At 57.8% G+C, this 21,768-nt stretch carries 17 protein-coding genes; 10 read left to right on the top strand and 7 right to left on the bottom strand.

The genetic code is table 11. From position 1 onward, the window contains the following. Window positions 1-82: 82 nt before the first annotated feature. The gene (ydgT, locus tag HFD97_RS04965) at window positions 83-298 is read right to left on the bottom strand and encodes a transcription modulator YdgT (protein ID WP_046101771.1); all 216 of its coding nucleotides are present in this window, start codon (window positions 296-298) and stop codon (window positions 83-85) included. Between the two features lie 685 nt (window positions 299-983). Here ydgT and ytfQ point away from each other — a divergent pair. The 4 genes from ytfQ (at window position 984) to yjfF (ending at window position 5,516) form a co-directional block, all read left to right on the top strand. Beyond that, entirely contained in the window at window positions 984-1,940 is a 957-nt protein-coding gene (gene ytfQ / locus HFD97_RS04970; RefSeq protein WP_046101772.1) for a galactofuranose ABC transporter, galactofuranose-binding protein YtfQ, read from the top strand. Between the two features lie 63 nt (window positions 1,941-2,003). Continuing rightward, the gene (locus tag HFD97_RS04975; RefSeq protein ID WP_167430874.1) at window positions 2,004-3,524 is read left to right on the top strand and encodes a sugar ABC transporter ATP-binding protein; all 1,521 of its coding nucleotides are present in this window, start codon (window positions 2,004-2,006) and stop codon (window positions 3,522-3,524) included. Next, complete coding sequence (gene ytfT, locus HFD97_RS04980) at window positions 3,517-4,533, top strand: galactofuranose ABC transporter, ATP-binding protein YtfT (RefSeq protein ID WP_009090336.1); 1,017 nt, start codon at window positions 3,517-3,519, stop codon at window positions 4,531-4,533. The genes HFD97_RS04975 and ytfT overlap by 8 nt, the downstream gene beginning before the upstream one ends. After that, window positions 4,530-5,516, top strand: a complete 987-nt coding sequence (gene yjfF, locus HFD97_RS04985) for a galactofuranose ABC transporter, permease protein YjfF (RefSeq protein WP_009090334.1) — start codon at window positions 4,530-4,532, stop codon at window positions 5,514-5,516. Before ytfT ends, yjfF begins: the two co-directional genes overlap by 4 nt. A gap of 30 nt (window positions 5,517-5,546) precedes the next feature. Here yjfF and HFD97_RS04990 read toward each other — a convergent pair whose 3' ends face one another. The 3 genes from HFD97_RS04990 to HFD97_RS05000 all read right to left on the bottom strand — a co-directional run bounded on the left by HFD97_RS04990 (window position 5,547) and on the right by HFD97_RS05000 (window position 10,008). Continuing rightward, a complete protein-coding gene (locus HFD97_RS04990; protein ID WP_167430873.1) occupies window positions 5,547-6,014 on the bottom strand; it encodes a GNAT family N-acetyltransferase in 468 nt (155 codons plus the stop codon). 588 nt (window positions 6,015-6,602) lie between these two features. Further along, window positions 6,603-8,102, bottom strand: a complete 1,500-nt coding sequence (gene araA / locus HFD97_RS04995; RefSeq protein WP_167430872.1) for an L-arabinose isomerase — start codon at window positions 8,100-8,102, stop codon at window positions 6,603-6,605. Between the two features lie 202 nt (window positions 8,103-8,304). Continuing rightward, complete coding sequence (locus HFD97_RS05000; RefSeq protein WP_167430871.1) at window positions 8,305-10,008, bottom strand: ribulokinase; 1,704 nt, start codon at window positions 10,006-10,008, stop codon at window positions 8,305-8,307. A gap of 365 nt (window positions 10,009-10,373) precedes the next feature. On the opposite strand from HFD97_RS05000, the gene HFD97_RS05005 reads away from it, so the two are divergent. The 5 genes from HFD97_RS05005 to HFD97_RS05025 all read left to right on the top strand — a co-directional run bounded on the left by HFD97_RS05005 (window position 10,374) and on the right by HFD97_RS05025 (window position 16,093). Further along, complete coding sequence (locus HFD97_RS05005) at window positions 10,374-11,357, top strand: arabinose ABC transporter substrate-binding protein (RefSeq protein ID WP_009090326.1); 984 nt, start codon at window positions 10,374-10,376, stop codon at window positions 11,355-11,357. A gap of 99 nt (window positions 11,358-11,456) precedes the next feature. Next, the gene (gene araG / locus HFD97_RS05010) at window positions 11,457-12,977 is read left to right on the top strand and encodes an L-arabinose ABC transporter ATP-binding protein AraG (protein ID WP_058958391.1); all 1,521 of its coding nucleotides are present in this window, start codon (window positions 11,457-11,459) and stop codon (window positions 12,975-12,977) included. 12 nt (window positions 12,978-12,989) lie between these two features. Beyond that, on the top strand, window positions 12,990-13,973 hold the full coding sequence (gene araH / locus HFD97_RS05015) for an L-arabinose ABC transporter permease AraH (RefSeq protein WP_009090322.1): 984 nt from the start codon (window positions 12,990-12,992) through the stop codon (window positions 13,971-13,973). Window positions 13,974-14,049: 76 nt separating this feature from the next. After that, window positions 14,050-14,967, top strand: a complete 918-nt coding sequence (gene araC / locus HFD97_RS05020; protein ID WP_009090320.1) for an arabinose operon transcriptional regulator AraC — start codon at window positions 14,050-14,052, stop codon at window positions 14,965-14,967. A 79-nt stretch (window positions 14,968-15,046) separates the two neighbouring features. After that, on the top strand, window positions 15,047-16,093 hold the full coding sequence (locus HFD97_RS05025; RefSeq protein ID WP_009090319.1) for an oxidoreductase: 1,047 nt from the start codon (window positions 15,047-15,049) through the stop codon (window positions 16,091-16,093). 70 nt (window positions 16,094-16,163) lie between these two features. On the opposite strand, the gene add is transcribed toward HFD97_RS05025, so the two are convergent. The 3 genes from add to manA all read right to left on the bottom strand — a co-directional run bounded on the left by add (window position 16,164) and on the right by manA (window position 20,155). Then, window positions 16,164-17,159, bottom strand: coding sequence for an adenosine deaminase (gene add / locus HFD97_RS05030; protein WP_046101778.1), 996 nt, complete (start codon window positions 17,157-17,159; stop codon window positions 16,164-16,166). 189 nt (window positions 17,160-17,348) lie between these two features. Continuing rightward, window positions 17,349-18,848 carry a YdgA family protein gene (locus HFD97_RS05035; RefSeq protein WP_167430870.1) on the bottom strand — a complete coding sequence of 500 codons (1,500 nt, stop codon included), beginning with the start codon at window positions 18,846-18,848 and terminating at the stop codon, window positions 17,349-17,351. Between the two features lie 131 nt (window positions 18,849-18,979). Beyond that, on the bottom strand, window positions 18,980-20,155 hold the full coding sequence (gene manA / locus HFD97_RS05040) for a mannose-6-phosphate isomerase (RefSeq protein ID WP_167430869.1): 1,176 nt from the start codon (window positions 20,153-20,155) through the stop codon (window positions 18,980-18,982). A gap of 197 nt (window positions 20,156-20,352) precedes the next feature. Between manA and fumC the strand changes: the two genes are divergently transcribed. Then, window positions 20,353-21,750: a class II fumarate hydratase gene (gene fumC, locus HFD97_RS05045; protein ID WP_058958387.1), complete on the top strand. Its 1,398-nt coding sequence runs from the start codon at window positions 20,353-20,355 to the stop codon at window positions 21,748-21,750. Window positions 21,751-21,768: the final 18 nt, after the last annotated feature.

Raw genomic sequence — 21,768 nt, forward strand, 5'->3', positions numbered from 1 at the left:
GAAGCGCAGCAGGATAACATGTCCGGAAGGGCTCGCCCATCCGGACAGGTCAGGGGGTAAAAGAGCGGTTAACAGCAGAAAGTCAGACCACGTAACGCCACACTGTTTTCGGGACACAGCCGAGATCGTACAGGCGTCCACCGGAGACCAGCTCAGCACGCCGGTGGTCGGCAGCCCGATACATGTTGATGATCTCGATATCATTCGTCAGTGAGTAGTTGAGGTGGTCGAAAAGCTTTTCCAGACTGTCTGAATTATTTACTTTGCGGAATTTAAGCAGGTAATCGTGCGCAGTCATCATTGCCATAACAGATAGAAGTAACAAAGGAGTGCTCAGTATAGGGGGCGGGCCTTGCCTGTCCAGATCGGGCAGGTAAGAAAAGGTGAAAATCAGACTAACGCACCGTAAACGTAATGAAAATTCGTAGTTTTATTTTTTTACCACTGTCCACAGCCATTACCCCGTCTCTGGCTGCGCGTGACTGTTTCATCCTCAACGGCAGAAGCGGCAAAAAACCGCTTTGTCTGCCACAATAAAAGCCGGTTTTTGCGCTCCCGGCGCGAATCGCCTGTCAGTGGCTTTTTTTCGTGGTTTTTACTCCAGCGTTATCCTGAACCTCTTCGCTGTCGTCAGAGAAACGTTTCGCTCCCGGACGGTGTCAGCAGGCGACTGTGCGGGCAGTCACAAAACCTGTTTTTTGTTGCGGCTCAGCGTCATAACCCGTTTTGTACGCCTGGCTGTAATCGTTTCCAGCACCATTACACATAAGCGATTCTGTTTATTACAATTATTTAACCGCAAAGTTTTTATTTCTCAGCAGTTCTCTCCATAACGCCACGGCCAGCAACCCCCTGTCGTGACACGTAACTCCTTTAAATTGCTCTGTTTTGTGAGGCGCGTCGCCATTATGCACCCTTTTTTAGTCCAGGCTAAGCGTGCTCTCTACCCTAAACAGCAAACGCCCTTCAGAGGAATGAAAACTATGTGGAAACGTTTACTTCTGACCACGCTGGTCAGCGCCGCATTAACCGGCCCGGTGCTCGCGGCAGACATGACGGTCGGCTTCTCGCAGGTCGGTTCAGAATCTGGCTGGCGCTCGGCGGAAACCAATGTGGCGAAAAGCGAAGCGAAAAAACGCGGCATCACCCTGAAAATCGCCGACGGACAGCAGAAGCAGGAGAATCAGATCAAGGCCGTACGTTCATTCATCGCGCAGGGCGTGGATGCCATCTTCATCGCGCCAGTGGTGCAGACGGGCTGGGAACCGGTGCTGGAAGAAGCCAAAGACGCCAAAATTCCGGTCTATCTGCTGGACCGGGCCATCGTTGTGAAAGACAAGTCGCTTTATCAGGCGGTGGTTACGGCGGATAACGTGCTGGAGGGCAAGCTGATCGGTGACTGGCTGGTGAAAACCGTCGGCGACAAGCAGTGTAACGTGGTGGAACTGCAGGGCACCGTCGGGGCCAGCGTCGCGATCGATCGCAAGAAAGGCTTTGCTGAAGCGATCAGCAACCATCCAAACATTAAAGTGATCCGTTCTCAGTCCGGTGACTTTACCCGCAGTAAAGGTAAAGAGGTGATGGAGAGCTTCATCAAGGCGGAGAACAACGGCAAGAATATCTGCATGGTCTATGCGCACAACGATGATATGGCAATCGGTGCCATTCAGGCCATTAAAGAGGCGGGTCTGAAACCGGGCAAAGATATCCTGACCGGCTCGATTGACGGGGTGCCGGATATCTACAAAGCGATGCTGGCGGGTGAGGCAAATGCCAACGTGGAGCTGACGCCGAACATGGCTGGCCCGGCGTTTGATGCGCTGGAGAAATTCAAAAAAGATGGCACGCTGCCGCCAAAAGTGATCAAGACCGAGTCGAAACTGTTCCTGCCTGCTGACGCTGAGAAGGAGCTGGAGAGGAAAAAAGGCATGGGCTACTGATCCGCAGACCAGCCGCAGACCGCCCTGTGGGGCGGTTTTTTATGACCAGGCGGAGTGAGCAGAATGACCACGCAAAATGAAGCACCGCTGCTGTCCATCAGCGGCGTCAGCAAAGGGTTTCCCGGCGTCAAAGCACTGAACAACGTCTCCTTTGATATCCGCAAAGGGGAGATCATGGCGCTGCTGGGTGAGAACGGTGCCGGTAAATCGACCCTGATCAAAGTGCTGACGGGTGTCTACAGCCGGGATGCCGGCACCATCGTCCTGAATGGCGAGGCGATTACGCCGCACAACACCGCGCAGGCGCAGGAGATGGGCATCGGCACCGTCTATCAGGAAGTGAATATGCTGCCGAACATGTCGGTGGCGGATAACCTCTATATTGGCCGTGAACCACGGCGTTTCGGTATGATCGATCGCCGCCGGATGGTGCGTGATGCCGATGCGCTGATGCGCAATTACGGTTTTTCGCTCGATGTCACCCGTCCGCTGGGCCACTATTCGGTGGCGATGCAGCAGATTATCGCGATCTGTCGGGCGGTCGATCTCTCGGCGCAGGTGCTGATCCTGGATGAGCCAACGGCCAGCCTGGACGCCAGCGAGGTGGAGATGCTTTTTACCCTGATGGCGCAGCTGAAAGCCCGCGGAATGAGCCTGATTTTTGTTACCCACTTTCTGGACCAGGTGTACCGCATTACCGATCGGATTACCGTGCTGCGCAACGGGCAGTTTATTGCCACCCGCGATACCGCTACGCTGCCGCAGATTGAGCTGATCAAGCTGATGCTGGGACGCGAACTGCTGGAGACGGCGCTGCAGCGGCAGGGCAGCACGCTGCGCAGCAATCAGCCGGTCGTCTCGTTTGAAGATTACGGCAGAAAAGGCACCATTGAACCCTTTAACCTGGCGGTCCGCCCTGGCGAAGTGGTCGGGCTGGCGGGGCTGTTAGGATCCGGACGCACCGAAACCGCTGAAGTGCTGTTTGGCATCCGGCGCGCCGATCGCGGCACGGCGAAGATCAAAGGTAAAGTGCAGCGCATTACCAACCCGGCCAGAGCCTCACAGCTGGGAATGGGTTTTTGCCCGGAGGATCGTAAGACCGACGGGATTATTGGCGCGGCCTCGGTTCGCGAAAACATCATCCTGGCGTTGCAGGCGCAGCGTGGCTGGCTACGGCCGATTAAAAAACGCGAGCAGCAGGCCATTGCCGACCGTTTCATTAAAAGTCTGGGCATCCGCACACCGCACGCGGAGCAGCCGGTAGAGCTGTTATCGGGCGGCAACCAGCAGAAGGTGCTGCTGTCGCGCTGGCTGGTGACGAAACCGCAGTTTTTGATCCTCGACGAGCCGACGCGCGGCATTGATGTGGGCGCGCACGCCGAGATTGTCCGTTTAATCGAATCCCTGTGCGCCGACGGTCTGGCGCTGCTGGTGATCTCCTCTGAACTCGAAGAGCTGGTGGGCTATGCCGATCGGGTGTTGATCATGCGCGATCTGAAGCAGGTGGCAGAAATCCCCCTGGAGCAGCTTTCGGTCGCGTCGATTGTCAATGCCATCGCTGACGGAGGAGTAAAACATGCTTGAGTCTCCTATGACTTCTGAAAAAACGCCGCGTCGCAAACTGAAGCTGCCGCAGGGGATGCCGCAGATTGCGGCGCTGCTGCTGGTGCTGTTGATTGACAGTCTGGTGGCGAATAACTTTTTTGCCGTGCATCTGCAGGAGGGTCGTCTGTTCGGCAGCCCGATCGATATCCTGAACCGCGCGGCGCCCGTCGCCTTGCTGGCGATTGGTATGACGCTGGTGATCGCAACCGGCGGCATCGATCTCTCCGTGGGTGCGGTGATGGCGATAGCCGGCGCAACCGCCGCGACGCTGACCGTAGCCGGTCACGGGGTGCCGTTTATCATCCTTGCCACGCTGGGAACCGGGCTGGCCTGCGGCGTGTGGAACGGGGTGCTGGTAGCGCTGCTGCGCATTCAGCCGTTTGTCGCGACGCTGATCCTGATGGTGGCCGGACGGGGTATCGCCCAGTTGATTACCCAGGGGCAGATTGTGACCTTCGACAGCGACAGTCTGGGCTGGTTTGGCAACGGCGCGCTGTGGATGTTGCCGGTGCCGGTCTGGATTACGCTGGTGGTGGCGCTGGCGGTGTGGCTGCTGACGCGCAAGACCGCGCTGGGTCTGTTCATCGAAGCGGTCGGGATCAACCTGCGCGCGGCTCGCAATGCCGGGGTGACAGGCTGGCTGGTAGTGATGTCGACCTACGCGATCAGCGGTGTCTGTGCCGCCGTGGCGGGGCTGATTGTGGCGGCGGATATTCGCGGAGCGGATGCGAACAACGCCGGTTTATGGCTGGAGCTGGATGCGATTCTGGCCGTGGTGATCGGCGGAGCTTCGCTGATGGGCGGTCGCTTTAATCTGGTGCTGTCGCTGATTGGTGCGCTGATCATTCAGTCGATGAATACCGGGATTCTGCTCTCCGGTTTTCCCCCTGAGCTGAATCAGGTGGTGAAAGCGGTGGTGGTGATGTGCGTGCTGTTGCTGCAGTCACCGCGGTTTATTGCGATGTTGAAACGGAGACGGCCGACATGATCAAACGTCATCTTCCGCTGATGATCACCTTGCTGGTGTTTGTGGCGGGTTACCTGTTTTGCCTGACGCAGTTTCCGGGCTTTGCCTCAACCCGGGTGATTTGCAACATTCTGACCGACAATGCATTTCTGGGCATTATCGCGGTGGGAATGACCTTCGTGATTTTATCGGGGGGTATCGATCTGTCGGTCGGCGCGGTGATCGCCTTTACCGGCGTATTTCTGGCGCGGGCAATTGGCGATTTTCATGTCAATCCGCTGCTGGCGTTTGCGCTGATTCTGGCGCTGGGGGCGCTGTTTGGTGCCATGATGGGCTGGCTGATCGATGCGCTGAAGATCCCGGCTTTTATTATTACGTTAGCAGGGATGTTTTTCCTGCGCGGATGCAGCTATCTGGTGTCCGAGAATTCGATTCCCATCGATCATCCGTTTTATACGACGCTGTCGGGTCTGGCGTGGAAAATACCGGGCGGCGGGCGCCTGAGTCTGCTGGCAGTGATTATGCTGCTGGTAGTGGTGGGCGGGATTATTCTGGCGCACCGCACCCGCTTTGGTAATCGGGTTTACGCCATCGGCGGCAATCTGACATCGGCGCAGCTGATGGGGGTGTCGACGCGCGCCACCACCATTAAGATCTATATGCTTTCCACCACGCTGGCCACGCTGGCCGGGATTGTGTTTTCGATCTATACCTCAGCAGGCTATGCGCTGGCCGGGCTGGGGGTAGAGCTGGATGCAATCGCGTCGGTAGTGATTGGCGGCACGCTGTTGTCAGGCGGTGTCGGCACGGTGTTAGGCACGCTGTTTGGTGTGTTGATTCAGGGGCTGATTCAGACATGGATAAATTTCGACGGCACGCTGAGTTCCTGGTGGACCAAAATCGCCATCGGGATTCTGCTGTTTGCCTTTATCGCCCTGCAGCGGTTACTGACGGTGATCTGGGATCGTCAGCAGAACGCGCCGGTTAAGCGATTGAGTTCCTGAGATGAGAGGGCGGCTCACAGGAGCCGCCCGTTACTGCGCAAGGTTAAGCCCCATCACGGTCACCTCTTCTCCGGCTATGTGCCGCTGCTCCACCGCCTGCCATCCTGAACGCTGATAGTACGCCTGCTGGTCGGGGGTATAGAGCCAGAGTTTAGCGATCTGCTGTTGTCTGGCGCGTGCAATCGCCCGCTGAATCAGCGCCTTTGCCACGCCCTGGCCGCGGAATTTTTTGTCTGTCACGACCTCACCCAGCCAGTATTCCCTTGCCGCGATGTCATCCAGTTCATAACGAATAACGCTGCAGGTCGCTGCCACTGTTTCACCATCTGGCGAGGCAATGAGGGTAAATTCCGCTGAGGTTGTCTGATTCCGTTGTAATAAACGCTCAAGGATGGAAGGCTGATGCGACCATGCAGGGAGATGTGACCATTCGGTGTGCAGAAGCTGTGCGGTTTGTCTGGCGTAGTCGGGATGCTGGTTCAGAACGGAAATTTGCATAGTGCTGGCATCTTTGTTTTGTAAGTTATTAAGGAATACAGGCTATTGGCTTGAGGTGCAAGGTCAGGAAAGGTATGCCTGATCGCAAAGGGTTCCCGCATCCATGCGGATTGGCCGCGCCATCCCTGGCGCGGACGCTTTGCTCTTCAGGCATACCATTCCTTCCCGGTCGGGCTTGATCATTGCTGAGAGAAATCCGTGCGGAATCATGCGGCGTGAGGGGATGACGGATAGCGAAGTTAAGTGTCCATCATATGATGTTTTGCTTAATCGCCAGATGAACCTGGTTTTTAAATATTCGCTCAGGAACTGAAAAAAGGAGGGAATGATGGGCAGTGGAGTAAAGCGTCCGCCGCATGGACAAAAACGCCCGGAGCGTTTTTGAACAATGCGAAGCGTTGGCCCGCTTGCGGGCGAGCCTCAGGGATGAGGCGAGTCGTCCGGCGGCCGAGCCTACAGGGATGTATTTACGGCGACTTTACGGAACGCCCGCCATTCCCGACTGAATAGCACTGGTTTTTGACATACGGCGACTTCCGGCACCTGCATCTCTCTTTTAAAGAGATGCAAAGCGCCAGGAATCACTCATTAACGTTTTAACCGGTAGTACGCCTCGTTCCAGCGCAGCGCGTCTTTAAACGCAGGCAGGCGGGTGTGCTCATCAATCACCAGCACCTCGATATCGTTCATCTCGCCGTACAGATACATATCGTCGAGCGTCAGCGCCTGGCTGAACACCGTATGGTGTGCGCCACCCCCGAGAATCCACGCTTCGGATGCGGTCGCCAGTGACGGCTGCGCTTTCCAGAGTGCACGGGCAACCGGCAATTTCGGCAGTGGTTTCGGCTGTTCAATCGCATCGACCACGTTCACCAGCAGACGGAAACGATCGCCCATATCGATCACGCTGGCATTAATCGCACGACCGGCCGGGGTGGAGAAGATCATCCTCGCCGGGTCAGCTTTATTACCAATGCCCAGGAACTGCACATCGATCAGCGGTTTCTCTTCAATGGCGATCGACGGGCAGACCTCCAGCATGTGCGAGCCGAGCACCAGGTCGTTGCCGGGTGAGAAGTGATAGGTGTAATCCTCCATAAATGAGGTGCCACCTTTGCGATCGCCAGCCAGCACTTTGAAAATACGCAGCAGCGCAGCGGTCTTCCAGTCGCCTTCACCCGCAAAACCATACCCCTGGCCCATCAAACGCTGCACCGCCAGACCCGGTAACTGGGTCATGCCATGCAGGGTCTGGAAGTTGGTGGTAAAAGCGTGGCAGCCTTCCGCTTCAAGGAACTGCTTCAGACCCAGCTCGATACGAGCCGCATCCAGTACGTTCTGCCGCTTTTCACCACCGGCGGCGGCGACATCGGAAAAGCGGTAGAGGCTTTCGTACTCGTCGATCAGCGCATTCACATCGCCATCGCTGACGCCATTGATCACCTCAACCAGATCGCCCACGCCCCAGCCATTCACCGAATAGCCGAACTGAATCTGTGCGGCGACCTTATCGCCTTCGGTCACGGCCACTTCACGCATGTTGTCGCCAAAACGCGCCACTTTCAGCTGCTGACTGGCCTGTTTCGCCAGGGCCGCACGCATCCAGTTGCCCAGACGCTGCTGGCTGGCGCTATCCTGCCAGTGTCCGGTCACCACGCTGTGCTGCAGACCCATGCGGGCACCGATAAAACCGAACTCACGACCGCCGTGCGCCGTCTGGTTCAGGTTCATAAAATCCATGTCCATGCTGTCCCACGGGATCTCCGCATTGAACTGGGTGTGAAATTGCAGCAGAGGCTTATTCAGCACGCTCAGGCCGCCAATCCACATTTTGGCCGGAGAGAACGTGTGCAGCCAGGTAATGATGCCGGCGCACTGCTGGTCATAGTTAGCGTCGCGACACAGGGACAGCGCTTCATCCGGTGATTTCACCAGCGGTTTCAGCTCAAGGCGCAGCGGTAACCCGGACTGATTCAGGCCCTCGACGACCTGACGCGCATGCTGTTCAACCTGGCGTAACGTCTCCGACCCGTAGAGGTGCTGCGTGCCGATGACAAACCACACGCTGTAGCTGTTTGACTGTTCCATAAAACCACTCCTTTACTTTGCGCCTACCTAATAGGCTAATTTATTTGTCAGTCTGAACCCGGGCAGTGCTCACACAGGCTGCTTTAGCAACCTGAACGCCCTGAAGTGCGGCCCTGAAGGGGCGAGCACAGCGAGTAATCCTCACGTACTCCGTATACGGCTGCTTGTTCTGCGCTGTCCGGGTACAGACTGCCTGCAACAATTACGCCTGCTGGTCCAGGCTCGTAGCGGAAGCGGGGCGGGCGGCGTACTGCGGTTCAGCCGTCACGCACCATTGTTGATAGCGTTGATAGAGTTGCTGATAGCGGGCGACACGCGCCGGATCGGGTTGCAGCGTGACGGCGATCGGGCTGGCCATCACCTGCTGCGCCTCGGCAACGCTGGCGTGAATACCGGCAGCGACGGCGGCGAAAATGGCCGCACCCAGCGCACAGCACTCATCAGAGGCGACAATATCCAGTGGCCGGTTCATCACGTCACAGCAGGCCTGCATAATCGCCGGAGATTTCCGCGCGATGCCGCCCAGCGTCAGAATGCTCTCGACGGGGATCTGCTGCTGCTCGAAGCACTCCATAATGGCGCGCGCACCAAATGCCGTCGCCGCGACCAGACCGCCAAACAGCGCCGGGGCATCGGTACCCAGATTCAGATCGGTAATCACCCCTTTCAGCCGCTGATTGGCATTCGGCGTGCGGCGACCGTTGAACCAGTCCAGCACCACCGGCAGATGGTCGAGCTGCGGATTAGCAGCCCAGGCATCGGTCAGATCTTTAATCAGACTCTTTTGCATCTCCGCCAGCTGAGGTTTCAGCTCAGGGTGACGCTCAGCCGCCTGTTGCAGCGGCCAGCCCAGTAACCGGCTGAACCAGGCGTAGATATCGCCAAAGGCGGACTGACCCGCCTCCAGCCCAATCGCTCCCGGTATCACGCTGCCATCCACCTGACCACAGATGCCTTTAATGTCGCGATCGCCGACCTTTTCGCTGTCAGCGATCAGGATGTCGCAGGTTGATGTGCCGATCACTTTCACCAGGGTGTAAGGTCTGGCACCGCCTCCGACCGCGCCCATATGGCAGTCAAACGCGCCACCGGAGAGCGTGACGGTCTGCGCCAGCCCCAGACGCTGCGCCCATTCCGGGCTGAGCGTGCCGACCGGCAGATCGGCGGTCCAGGTCTCAGTGAAAAGAGGCGAGTCCAGCTGTTGCGTTAACAGCGGATCCAGCGCGTTAAGGAAATCCACATCCGGCAGGCCGTTCCAGTCGCCATGCCACAGGGCTTTATGCCCGGCTGCGCAGCGGCCACGGCGCAGTCTGTCGGGCGCGGTCGTGCCGCTTAACAGGGCAGGCACCCAGTCGCACAGCTCCACCCAGGAAACCGCCGCGTCACGCACCGCCGCATCTTCCCGCGACACGTGCAGAATCTTTGCCCAGAACCATTCAGAGGAGTAGATGCCGCCGATATAGCGGCTGTAATCCGTGAAACGGCCGCTGTGACAGAGCTGATTGATCTCTTCCGCTTCTTCTATTGCGGTGTGATCTTTCCACAGCACAAACATCGCGTTGGGGTTGTCAGCGAACTCCGGGCGCAGCGCCAGTACATTGCCGTCGCGATCGATGGGCGCCGGAGTCGAACCGGTGCTGTCGACGCCAATGCCAACGACGGCGTTGCGCTGATCTTCGCTCAGGGCGTTCAGTACGCCGAGCAGTGCCTGCTCCATGGCGTCGATGTAATCCTGTGGATGGTGACGAAAACGATTGGTGTGCGGATCGCTGTACAGACCCTGCTGCCAGCGCGGGTAGCTGCACACCGCACTCTGCAGCTCGCTGCCGCTGTGACAATCGACGGCCAGCGCACGCACCGAATCACTACCAAAGTCCAGCCCAAGGGTGATGGCTCCAGCACGCATCGGAATCTCCTGTAGTTAGTTAACTCCTGTATCCTGGGTTCGGCGCGCCGGAACAGTTAGTCATGGCTGGCTGACAATATGCACTTTCCTGCCATCGGCAGTGATTTTGTGATCCATTGCAAAAGTTAAGCTCCGGTTAAATTTGCTGAATATATGGATCATTTTGTCGTGATTTTAAGATGTGATACCGCTCTACATTTTTCTCCGCCAATACCGCTAAAACTAGCCCAGCGTCTGGACAGGCTGACAACACATAGCAACCTAACGCACTGATTTATGGCTGTACCCTCAAAACAAGACCAACTGGTAGCGCTTACACCGATTCGTTATGAGCAGCGAAAAATAACCTGGTACCGGAGAGCATCATGCATAAATTCACTAAAGCATTCGCGGCCATCGGCCTGGCAGCGGTTATGTCACAATCCGCTATCGCCGAGACCATGAAGCTGGGTTTTTTAGTCAAGCAACCAGAAGAACCCTGGTTCCAGACGGAATGGAAATTTGCCGATAAAGCCGGCAAAGATCTCGGCTTCGACGTCATCAAAATTGCCGTCCCGGATGGTGAAAAAACCCTGAATGCTATCGACAGCCTTGCCGCAAACGGCGCCAAAGGCTTCGTCATCTGTACGCCCGATCCCAAGCTGGGCTCCGCCATCATGGCGAAAGCGCGGGGCTACGGCCTGAAAGTCATTGCCGTGGACGATCAGTTTGTGACCGCCAAAGGCAAACCGATGGATACCGTGCCGCTGGTGATGATGGCCGCCACCAAAATCGGCGAGCGTCAGGGGCAGGAGCTTTATAAAGAGATGCAGAAGCGCGGCTGGGATGTGAAAACCACCGGCGTGATGGCGATTACCGCCAACGAACTGGATACCGCACGCCGTCGTACCGGCGGATCGATGGACGCCATCAAAGCTGCGGGCTTCCCGGCCGCTCAGATCTATCAGGTTCCGACCAAATCCAACGACATTCCTGGCGCCTTTGACGCCGGTAACTCCCTGCTGGTGCAGCACCCTGAAGTCAAACACTGGCTGATTGTTGGCATGAACGACAACACCGTGCTGGGCGGCGTGCGCGCGACGGAAGGTCAGGGCTTTAAAGCGGCTGACGTCATCGGCATCGGTATCAACGGCGTGGATGCGGTCAGTGAACTGTCGAAAGACAAAGCGACCGGCTTCTACGGCTCGCTGCTGCCAAGCCCGGATATCCATGGTTATAAGAGCAGCCAGATGCTCTACAACTGGGTGAGCAAAGGCGAAGAGCCGGCGAAATTCACTGAGGTCACCGATGTGGTGCTGATCACCCGTGACAACTTCAAAACTGAACTGGCGAAAAAAGGACTGATGTAACCCTGAGCCTGCCAGGCGTTTCGCCGCCTGGCATCCTGCATAGCCTGCTTCACGTCGCCCGCCCGCACAGGCCGGCGACGTGCAAGAGTGAGGATAAACATGAACACTGATTCAGCTTTTCTGTCGTTTCATGGCATCAGTAAAACCTTTCCTGGCGTGAAAGCGCTGCAGGATATCTCCTTCGACTGCCGGGGCGGTGAAGTCCATGCGCTGATGGGCGAGAACGGCGCAGGCAAATCGACGCTGTTAAAAATACTCAGCGGCAGTTATCAGCCGAGCGGCGGTGAGATTCGGATCAAAGGCCAGCCGATGAACTTTCAGCGCACTACCGATGCGCTGGATGCGGGCGTGGCCATTATTTACCAGGAGCTCCATCTGGTGCCGGAAATGAGCGTGGCGGAGAACATCTATCTCGGTCAGATCCCGCACAAACATGGACTGGTCAACCGCCGGCTGATGCGTTATGAAGCCGGCCTGCAACTGAAAAATCTCGGCATGGATATCGACCCCGATATGCCGCTGAAATATCTGTCGCTGGGACAGTGGCAGATGGTGGAGATTGCCAAAGCGCTGGCGCGCAACGCGCGCATTATCGCCTTTGATGAGCCGACCAGCTCCCTGTCGGCGCGTGAAATCGACAACCTGTTCCGCGTCATCCGCCAGCTCCGCCAGGAGGGCCGGGTGGTGCTCTATGTGTCGCATCGCATGGAGGAAATTTTTGCCCTCAGCGACGCCATCACCGTCTTTAAAGATGGCCGGTATGTGCGCACCTTTACGGATATGGCCAATACCCATCACGACGATCTGGTGCAGGCGATGGTGGGCCGTAACCTTGGCGATATCTATGGCTATGCGCCACGGCCTGTGGGTGCGGTGCGGCTGGAGCTGGATCGCGTCGAAGCGAAGGGCGTGCGGACGCCGATTTCACTGAAAGTCCATGCCGGGGAAATTGTCGGGCTGTTTGGTCTGGTCGGCGCGGGACGCAGCGAACTGCTGAAAGGCTTGTTTGGCGGCACCCGTCTGCGCGGGGGTCAGGTGATCCTGGACGGCAAACCGCTGCCGCTGCGCGAGCCGATCGACGCCATCCGGGCGGGGATCATGCTCTGTCCGGAAGATCGCAAAGCCGAAGGCATCATCCCGGTGCACTCGGTGCGTGACAACATCAACATCAGCGCCCGTCGCCACAACCTGACCGCCGGATGCCTGATTAAAAATGGCTGGGAAAGCAAAAACGCCGACAGCCATATCCGCTCACTCAACATTAAAACGCCCAGCGCCGATCAGCTGATCATGAACCTTTCCGGCGGCAACCAGCAGAAGGCGATCCTGGGGCGCTGGCTCTCGGAGGAGATGAAAGTGATCCTGCTCGATGAGCCGACGCGCGGTATCGATGTCGGCGCCAAGCATGAAATCTATAACCTGATTTATCAGCTGGCCAACCGGGGCATTGCGGTGCTGTTCGCCTCCAGTGACCTGCCGGAGGTGATGGGCCTGGCCGACCGGATTGTGGTGATGCGCGAAGGTGCTATCGCCGGTGAACTGCTGCACGACGACGCCACGGAGCAGCAGACGCTGAGCCTGGCCATGCCCAAAACCACTCAAGCGGCCGCCGTGGCCTGACAGGAGATCATCATGGCTTCATCCACGACCTCAAATACGCCGCAGCCTGCATCACGCGGCGGCCTGCAGTTAGGTCGCATCTGGGACAACTTCGGCATGCTGGTGGTATTTGCACTGCTGTTTATTGTCTGTGCGATCTTTGTGCCGAACTTCGGCTCGTTTATCAATATGAAAGGCCTGGGCCTGGCGATGTCGATGTCGGGCATGGTCGCCTGCGGCATGCTCTTCTGTCTGGCTTCCGGCGATTTTGATCTCTCGGTCGCTTCGGTGATCGCCTGCGCAGGGGTGGTTACCGCGGTGGTGATCAACATGACCGAAAGCCTGTGGATTGGCGTTGCCGCCGGTCTGGTGCTCGGCATGATCACCGGCTTTATCAACGGCTTTGTGATTGCCCGTCTTAAAATCAATGCGCTGATCACCACGCTGGCCACCATGCAGATCGTGCGCGGTCTGGCCTACATCTTCTCTGACGGCAAGGCGGTCGGCATTGAAGATGAGCGCTTCTTTGAACTGGGCTTTGCGAACTGGTTTGGCGTGCCGGCCCCGATCTGGCTGACCCTGGCCACGATGCTGATCTTCGGCTTCCTGCTCAACAAAACCACCTTTGGTCGCAACACCCTGGCGATCGGTGGCAATGAAGAGGCGGCGCGGCTGGCGGGTGTGCCGGTAGTGCGGACCCGCATCATCATCTTTGTTCTCTCCGGCCTGGTGTCGGCGGCGGCGGGCATCATCCTGGCGTCGCGTATGACCAGCGGCCAGCCCATGACCTCCATCGGCTATGAGCTGGTGGTGATCTCCGCCTGTGTTCTGGGTGGCGTATCGCTGAAGGGCGGCATCGGTAAAATTTCCTACGTGGTGGCGGGCGTCCTGATCCTCGGCACCGTTGAGAATGCGATGAATTTACTGAATATCTCGCCATTCTCACAGTATGTGGTGCGCGGTCTGATACTGTTAGCTGCGGTGATATTCGACCGTTACAAACAGAAAAAAGCCTGATTGCGCGAGCCGTTGGCCCGCAGACGCTGACGCCTCTGCGGGCTATCTGAACAATAACAGACTGAGTGAGGACGCTATGTATCACCGTGAATTACCGGCCGGGCAGCAAAACCCCCTGTTGCCCGGCTATTCATTCAATGCCTGGCTGGTGGCAGGGCTGACGCCCATCACCGCAGAAGGACCGCTCGACTTCTTTATCGATCGCCCGCACGGCATGAAAGGTTACATTCTGAATCTCACCATTAAAGGAAAAGGGCGGGTGTTTGATGGCGAGCGGGCCTTTGACTGCGAGCCCGGCGAAATGCTGCTGTTTCAGCCTAAGACCGCCCACTATTATGGCCGCGCACCGGACAGCCCGCAGTGGTTCCATCGCTGGGTTTACTTCCGTCCTCGCGCCTACTGGCACGACTGGCTGCGCTGGCAGGATGAGCAGGAGGGCGTCGGCCGCCTGCTGCTGCCGGAATCGCTGCGCGGTGAGTTCGACCGCCTGTTTGCCAGTATCGAACAGACACATAACTCCGGCCGCCGCTTTGCTGAAGAGCTGGCGATGAACCTGCTGGAACGGCTGCTGCTGCGTGCGGTAGAAGAAGATCCGCGCAGCCATCAGTTAATCCGCGATCCGCGCGTCATTGAAGCCTGCCAGTATGTCACCAACCATCTCGCCAGCGAGGTCAGGATAGAGGAGGTGGCGCGCCACGTCTGTCTGTCACCGTCGCGGCTGGCGCACCTGTTCCGCGAGCAGATGGGCGTTAACCTGCTGCGCTGGCGTGAAGATCAGCGGGTCATCCGTGCAAAACTGCTGCTGCAGACCACTCAGGAGCCCATTGCTTCGGTCGGCCGTGAAGTGGGCTATGACGACCAGCTTTACTTCTCCCGGGTATTCCGCAAGCGGGTCGGCGTCAGTCCCAGCGATTTCCGCCGCCGCAATCAGGATGCACACGACAGTCTGGCCGCCCAGACCGCCTGGCCGCTGGCCCGAAGTGCTATCTCTTAGTTTTTTCGGGGAATTCCGCCTTGTTCTCACCTGGTTAATGGTCTTAAATCATTCAGGTTAGCGACAACGAGGAACCAAAATGAGCGATAAATTACGTGTTGGTCTGATCGGCTACGGCTTTGCCAGTAAAACGTTTCACGCCCCGCTGATCGCGGGAACACCGGACGTTGAGCTGGCCGCCATCTCCAGTAGCGACGCCAGCAAAGTCCACGCCGACTGGCCCGCCGTTCAGGTCGTGTCCGATCCTCAGGCACTGCTGGACGACCCGACCCTGCAGTTAATTGTGATTCCTACCCCGAACGACACACATTTTCCACTGGCGAAAGCGGCGCTGAATGCCGGTAAGCATGTCGTCGTCGATAAGCCTTTTACCGTGACGTTGTCACAGGCGCGCGAGCTGGATGCGCTGGCGAAAGCCAAAGGGCTGCTGCTTTCCGTGTTCCACAACCGCCGCTGGGACAGCGACTTTCTGACGCTGAAATCCCTGCTGGAGGCAGGCACGCTGGGCGAGGTGCGCTACTTCGAGTCACACTTTGACCGCTTCCGTCTTGAAGTGCGCAACCGCTGGCGCGAAATGAAAGGCGCAGGCAGCGGCATCTGGTATGACCTGGGGCCGCATCTGCTGGATCAGGCGCTGCAGCTGTTTGGTCCGCCGGTCGCCATCAACGTTGACCTGGCGGAGATGCGTCCGGGCGCGCAGACCACAGACTACTTCCACGCCACGTTGACCTATCCGCAGCGTCGGGTGGTGTTACACGCCAGCATGCTGGTGGCAGCGGAATCCGCCCGCTATACCGTTCACGGCACGCAAGGCAGTTACATCAAATATGGTCTGGACCCGCAGGAAGATCGTCTGAAGTCGGGGAACTTCCCGCCACAGGAGGATTGGGGCTACGACATGCGCGATGGCACCCTGACGCTGGTCGAGGGCGATGCTCTGACGGAAACCACCCAGCTGACTCAGCCGGGAAATTATCCGGCCTATTATGCGGGCATCCGGGATGCGATCGCCGGACGCGGAAACAATCCGGTCACCGCGGAAGAGGCGATTCAGGTGATGGAGTTGATCGAACTGGGTCTGCAATCCGCCGAGAAGCGCCAGACGATGTCGCTGAAGCGCGTCTGATCCGCAGCGTGTGACGCAGCACTGAAAACGGGCCGGATTACCGGCCCGTTTTTTATGGCTTACAGGCAGATTACTGCACGCGGGCGCGGATAGCCGCTTTCTCTGCTTCGCTGAGGAACGCAATCGTCAGACCGTTTTCCTGTGCCTGACGGATCTGTGCGGCGCTCAGTCCCGCTGCCGGGGCGGCATGATGATACTCGTGGGCGAGTTCAATCCCCTGAACCGCCGGGTCATCGGTGTTGATGGTCGCCAGAATGCCATGCTCCAGGAACGTCTTCAGCGGATGCTGTGCCAGTGACGACACGGTGCTGGTCTGAATATTGGAGGTCAGGCAGGATTCAATGCCGATATGATGCTCCGCGAGGAAATCCATCAGCGCGCGATCTTCAATGGCTTTCACGCCGTGGCCGATACGCTCCGCGCCCAGCTCACGAATCGCCTGCCAGATGCTCTCCGGGCCGGCCGCTTCACCGGCATGCACCGTGACGCGGAAACCGGCATCGCGCGCCTGATTAAAGTGGCTCAGAAACTCACTGCCCGGGAAGCCCAGCTCATCACCCGCCAGATCGACCGCCGTGATGTGATCGCGATGGGCCAGCAGACCATCCAGTTCACTCAGGCAGGCCTCTTCGCCAAAGGTGCGGCTCATGATGCCAATCAGGCGCACATCAACATCATGCTGCTGACGGCCTGCACGCACACCGTCGATCACCGCTTCAACCACGCCGGCAATCGGCAGATTGTGGGTCATCGCCATATAGCCTGGCGAGAAGCGCAGTTCCGCATAATGAATGCCCGCACGGGCCGCATCTTCCACATTCTCCTGCGCAATCCGGCGGCAGGCGTCCAGGTCGCCCAGCACTTTCACGCCCCAGTCGAGCTTTTGCAGAAAGCTCACCAGATCGGGTTCATTCTCGCCAACCTGCACATGCGGGCGCAGGGTCTCCAGCGTTGAGGCGGGCAGGGCAAGGTTAAACTGGCGGCCTAAATCGAGAATGGTTTGTGCACGAATGTTGCCATCAAGGTGGCGATGAATATCAGTCAGAGGAATTTTAGAATCGATCATGGCGCACTCGCTGAGTTGTCGGTGAAGTGCAGAGCATTATAAAAATATCTTGCGCAACCACGCCAGTTATTTGCGCAACAGCGGCGCCGGATGCTGCTTAATTACGCATTACCGGCGTTAAACAGGGGGGCCGCGGCCTTCAGGCATAAAAAAGGCGACCCGAAGGTCGCCTCAGAGGGGCTCAGAAAATTACTGGGGCATCCCTTCGCTGGTTGGCATGCCCAGCATATAGCGGGAGAGGAACTGTTCCAGCGTCATCTTATCGCCGTTCATGTTCACCTGGCCGTTAGCGTACTGCAGGCTGGTCACGATATTGTTATCCTGCTGCTGAGTAAGACGGAACATCTGCCCCATAGCTGCCAGACCTTTCACCTGCTGATCGGCCAGCTTCTGCGCGTCATCCGCCTGATAACCTTCGGCCAGACCCACTTTATGCATGGTTTCAGTCGCCATTGGCATATTGATGGTCAGCTTGCTGTCCAGGGTTTTCAGCACCCGATCCACCATCGCGCTGAGACTCTGCGCTTCGCCGGTCACGGTCGACGGATCGTTGAAATTCGCCATCAGGTTAAAGGTGCTCTCGCCTTTATCATTTTTCCAGCTCAGTGGCGCGATGCTGACAGAGGGCGAGCCCTTCAGCAGCAGGGGCAGATTGCTCATCAGAATCTGATGGACGCCCGCCTGATAACGCATCGGGTCCTCGGTAATCCCCGGCTGATTCAGTAACGTCTGCATCTGCTCATTGTAACGATCGGAGAAGGCTTTCACCGCCTGCGCATCAAATTGTGACAGCTTCATCTTCAGCGCCGCCTGACCAAAGTCCTGCTTCTGGAGCTGCACGCTTTCCACTTTATAGTCGATATTGCCGCCAATCTTGCCGTTGCTGTTATCGAAAGAGGAGCTGCCTTTCATCCTGTGAAGCGTCAGAGCGTCCTGACCGTTGATGCTGGCATTGACCTTCTCAATATCCACCGCCTGGTCACCGATCCGCACGCCTTCCGGGCTGAGGTGCGTATTCCCGCTCAGTTTCAGTCCATTGACGGTAAACAGAACCAGCTGGCCCATCTCATTTTTCGTGGTCAGTGCCAGGCTATCGACGTCACTGTCCAGCGAGACTTTATCGCCTTTGTTGTCCGCGCTGACATTAAAGGTTCCGCCATTGGTCGCCAGACGCTCACCGGTTTGTGCATTCTGATAATCCACGGGCAGTATGCGCAGCGCCGTGTCGGTGGCACCGCTGTAGCCAATGCGGGTGTCTGCATTAATCAGCGACTTATTGCCGGTCAGCTCAAACAGCTTCTTCACCGCATCGGTGTTAGCCAGTTCGGTATGCACCGACGCCATGCTCGGGATCAGGTTGAAGTGCTTCAGCTGAGCGAACGGGAAGGGGCCATGGTCGATGGTTTCATTCAGGATAACGCTCTGACCCGGCTTCAGCAGGGGATTATCTTCCGTCTGCGAGTCAGCCTGCACCACCAGGTTTACTTTGCTGCTGAACACGCCGCGCTGGTAATCCTGATAGCTGATCTTCAGTCGGCTGTTTGGGGCATAAGCATTCAGCTGAGCATTGGCATTCTGTACCAGCTCATCCCTGTGACTTTCGATTTGCTTGCCGGTGAACCATGCCGCGCCTGTCCAGATCACGCCCAGTGCGATGATGACACCTACGGCAACATTGGTCTTTTTCATTGCTGATTCGTCCTTATCCTTGAGTCCGCTTATGCCGCAGGTTAACCCCGACGACCGAAGAAAAACGCCCGCAGGCGTTTAGCGCTAATAGATTGAAATAATAGCAGTTAACCGCGATGCCGTCAGCCGCTTCACCCCAACTCGTTAAATACCCGTGCCAGCCGGCCCGTTCCGGCGACCGTAACCGGCGATTCGCTGGCCGCAATAAAGCATGATTCGCCCGGCTTCAGGGTCAGCTGCTGCGCCTCGCTGGCGATCACGGCCTGACCTTCAATACAGAACAGCACCGCGGCGCTCTGCTGCGCCAGCGGCTGCGGTTCTGCATTCAGGGTATGAATGGCAAAGGCAAAATCTTCCACCGGGATTGGGAAGCGCAGCGCGTTGCCCTGCTGAACCGGCTGGGTCAGTAGCGAGCTGGCAGGCTTCTCCTCAAATTTCAGGTTCGCCATCAGCTCAGCAATATCGATATATTTCGGGGTCAACCCGGCGCGTAAAACGTTATCCGAGTTCGCCATCACCTCCAGCGCCACGCCGTTAAGATAGGCATGCGGAGTTTCAGCATAGAGGAACATCGCTTCGCCCGGCTGCAGGGTAATCACATTCAGCAGCAGCGGGGAAAACAGTCCGCTGTCGTCCGGATATTCCGCCGCGATAACGCGGATGGTCTGCCAGGGCTCACCCTGTTGAGCATCAAGTGCGGATTTCAGCACGCCCAGCGCCAGCGATTTGGCGTCCCCCTCCAGAGAGAGCAGGGTCCGGAAGAGGGTGGCCAGCGTCTCCCTGTCGGGATGCTGCAGGAAATGGGCAATCTGCGGATGTGCGCCCGCCACCGGCTCCAGCAGGGAAACCATCTCCGTGATTGTACGAAAACCGTTCATCGCCTGAAACGGGGTCAGCGCATAGACCAGCTCCGGCTTATGGTTAGCATCTTTGTAATTGCGCTCGGCGGCCGTCAGTGGAATACCCGCCGCGTTCTCACGGGCAAAACCCGCTTCCGCGGCGTGTTTGCTGGGATGAACCTGAATGGAGAGCGGCTGGTCGGCGCACAGCACCTTGAACAGGAAGGGTAACTCACCAAAACGCTGTGCCACCGCCTCGCCCAGCATGGCGTCAGGCGCAGCATCAATCACGTCGCGCAGCGAACGTTCGCGGCCCTGATCCATGACGGCAGAGGGGCTTTTCGGGTGTGCACCCATCCAGAGTTCCGCCATCGGCAGACCCTCCGGATTCTCGATACCGTAGAGCGCCGTCAGCGCCGTTTTACTGCCCCACGCGTAATTCTGCAGCGAGTTGTTCATTTTTTGCATCGTTTAACTCTTTTTCACGGGAAATAATTGCCGGTATTAAAGCAGAAACTGGCAGTGAAAATACATATCCAGCGCAAAAGGACGCTAAGCTCTGATAATGTTAAATTATTGTGTATCACTATCCTGAACGCCATGGTGCCAGACGCGAAGCGCGGCCGGGCGGTCATTTTTAAAACCAAAGCTAAGGAGACGTATTCATGGCAGCCAACCGCATTGAGAAAGATTCAATGGGTCCCATCGACGTACCGGCAGACAAACTGTGGGGCGCGCAGACGCAGCGCTCGCTGGAACACTTTCGCATTTCAACAGAAAAGATGCCGACGGCACTGGTTCATGCTCTGGCGCTGACCAAGCGCGCCGCGGCAAGCGTTAACCGGGATCTGGGGCTGCTGCCTGCTGACCGCGCGGACGCGATTGTCAGCGCGGCAGATGAGGTGCTGGCTGACAAACATGCCGAGGAGTTCCCGCTGGCAATCTGGCAGACCGGGTCCGGCACCCAGACCAATATGAACATGAATGAAGTGCTGGCGAACCGCGCCAGTGAGATCCTCGGCGGAGAGCGGGGGATGTCGCGCCTGGTCCATCCCAATGATGATGTGAACAAGAGCCAGAGCTCCAATGACGTTTTCCCCACCGCCATGCACGTTGCCGCCGTGATCGCTCTGCGCGAACAGCTGATCCCGCAGATCCACGTGCTGAAAGCTACCCTGAGCCAGAAGTCCGACGCCTTCAAAGATATCGTTAAGATTGGCCGTACCCATCTGCAGGATGCCACGCCGTTGACCCTGGGGCAGGAGATCTCGGGCTGGGTGGCGATGCTGGAGCACAACCTGAAGCATATCGAGCAGAGCATTCCCCACGTGGCAGAACTGGCGCTGGGCGGAACCGCCGTCGGCACCGGCCTCAACACGCACCCGGAATATGCGGTGCGCGTGGCGAAGGCGCTGGCCGAACTGACGCAGCAGCCGTTTGTTACGGCCCCTAACAAGTTTGAGGCACTGGCCACCTGTGATGCGCTGGTGCATGCGCACGGCGCGCTGAAAGGTCTGGCCGCGTCCCTGATGAAAATCGCCAACGACGTTCGCTGGCTCTCATCCGGCCCGCGCTGCGGCATCGGGGAAATTGCCATTCCGGAAAATGAACCTGGCAGCTCAATTATGCCGGGCAAAGTGAACCCGACGCAGTGTGAAGCGATGACCATGCTCTGCTGTCAGGTGATGGGGAATGACGTCGCGATCAACATGGGCGGCGCATCCGGTAACTTCGAGCTGAACGTTTTCCGTCCAATGGTTATCCATAACTTCCTGCAGTCGATTCGCCTGCTGGCGGATGGCATGGACAGCTTCAACCATCACTGTGCGATCGGCATTGAACCGGTGCGCGAGCGAATCGATCAGCTGCTCAACGAGTCACTGATGCTGGTGACCGCGCTCAATACCCATATCGGGTATGACAAAGCGGCCGAAATTGCCAAAAAGGCGCATAAAGAGGGGCTGACCCTGAAAGGCTCAGCGCTGAAGCTCGGCTATCTCACCGAAGAGGAGTTTGACGCCTGGGTGCGGCCGGAAGAGATGGTTGGCAGCATGAAGTCGTAACGTGATGCGCGATGAGGC

The sequence above is a fragment of the Pantoea sp. EKM103V genome (assembly GCF_011800365.1).
Lineage (GTDB): Bacteria > Pseudomonadota > Gammaproteobacteria > Enterobacterales > Enterobacteriaceae > Pantoea > Pantoea anthophila.

What these genes read in the sequence shown, in the direction of transcription:
- ydgT (WP_046101771.1), bottom strand. Translation starts at nt 298, where the DNA reads ATGACTGCGCACGATTACCTGCTTAAATTCCGCAAAGTAAATAATTCA.
- ytfQ (WP_046101772.1), top strand. Translation starts at nt 984, where the DNA reads ATGTGGAAACGTTTACTTCTGACCACGCTGGTCAGCGCCGCATTAACC.
- HFD97_RS04975 (WP_167430874.1), top strand. Translation starts at nt 2,004, where the DNA reads ATGACCACGCAAAATGAAGCACCGCTGCTGTCCATCAGCGGCGTCAGC.
- ytfT (WP_009090336.1), top strand. Translation starts at nt 3,517, where the DNA reads ATGCTTGAGTCTCCTATGACTTCTGAAAAAACGCCGCGTCGCAAACTG.
- yjfF (WP_009090334.1), top strand. Translation starts at nt 4,530, where the DNA reads ATGATCAAACGTCATCTTCCGCTGATGATCACCTTGCTGGTGTTTGTG.
- HFD97_RS04990 (WP_167430873.1), bottom strand. Translation starts at nt 6,014, where the DNA reads ATGCAAATTTCCGTTCTGAACCAGCATCCCGACTACGCCAGACAAACC.
- araA (WP_167430872.1), bottom strand. Translation starts at nt 8,102, where the DNA reads ATGGAACAGTCAAACAGCTACAGCGTGTGGTTTGTCATCGGCACGCAG.
- HFD97_RS05000 (WP_167430871.1), bottom strand. Translation starts at nt 10,008, where the DNA reads ATGCGTGCTGGAGCCATCACCCTTGGGCTGGACTTTGGTAGTGATTCG.
- HFD97_RS05005 (WP_009090326.1), top strand. Translation starts at nt 10,374, where the DNA reads ATGCATAAATTCACTAAAGCATTCGCGGCCATCGGCCTGGCAGCGGTT.
- araG (WP_058958391.1), top strand. Translation starts at nt 11,457, where the DNA reads ATGAACACTGATTCAGCTTTTCTGTCGTTTCATGGCATCAGTAAAACC.
- araH (WP_009090322.1), top strand. Translation starts at nt 12,990, where the DNA reads ATGGCTTCATCCACGACCTCAAATACGCCGCAGCCTGCATCACGCGGC.
- araC (WP_009090320.1), top strand. Translation starts at nt 14,050, where the DNA reads ATGTATCACCGTGAATTACCGGCCGGGCAGCAAAACCCCCTGTTGCCC.
- HFD97_RS05025 (WP_009090319.1), top strand. Translation starts at nt 15,047, where the DNA reads ATGAGCGATAAATTACGTGTTGGTCTGATCGGCTACGGCTTTGCCAGT.
- add (WP_046101778.1), bottom strand. Translation starts at nt 17,159, where the DNA reads ATGATCGATTCTAAAATTCCTCTGACTGATATTCATCGCCACCTTGAT.
- HFD97_RS05035 (WP_167430870.1), bottom strand. Translation starts at nt 18,848, where the DNA reads ATGAAAAAGACCAATGTTGCCGTAGGTGTCATCATCGCACTGGGCGTG.
- manA (WP_167430869.1), bottom strand. Translation starts at nt 20,155, where the DNA reads ATGCAAAAAATGAACAACTCGCTGCAGAATTACGCGTGGGGCAGTAAA.
- fumC (WP_058958387.1), top strand. Translation starts at nt 20,353, where the DNA reads ATGGCAGCCAACCGCATTGAGAAAGATTCAATGGGTCCCATCGACGTA.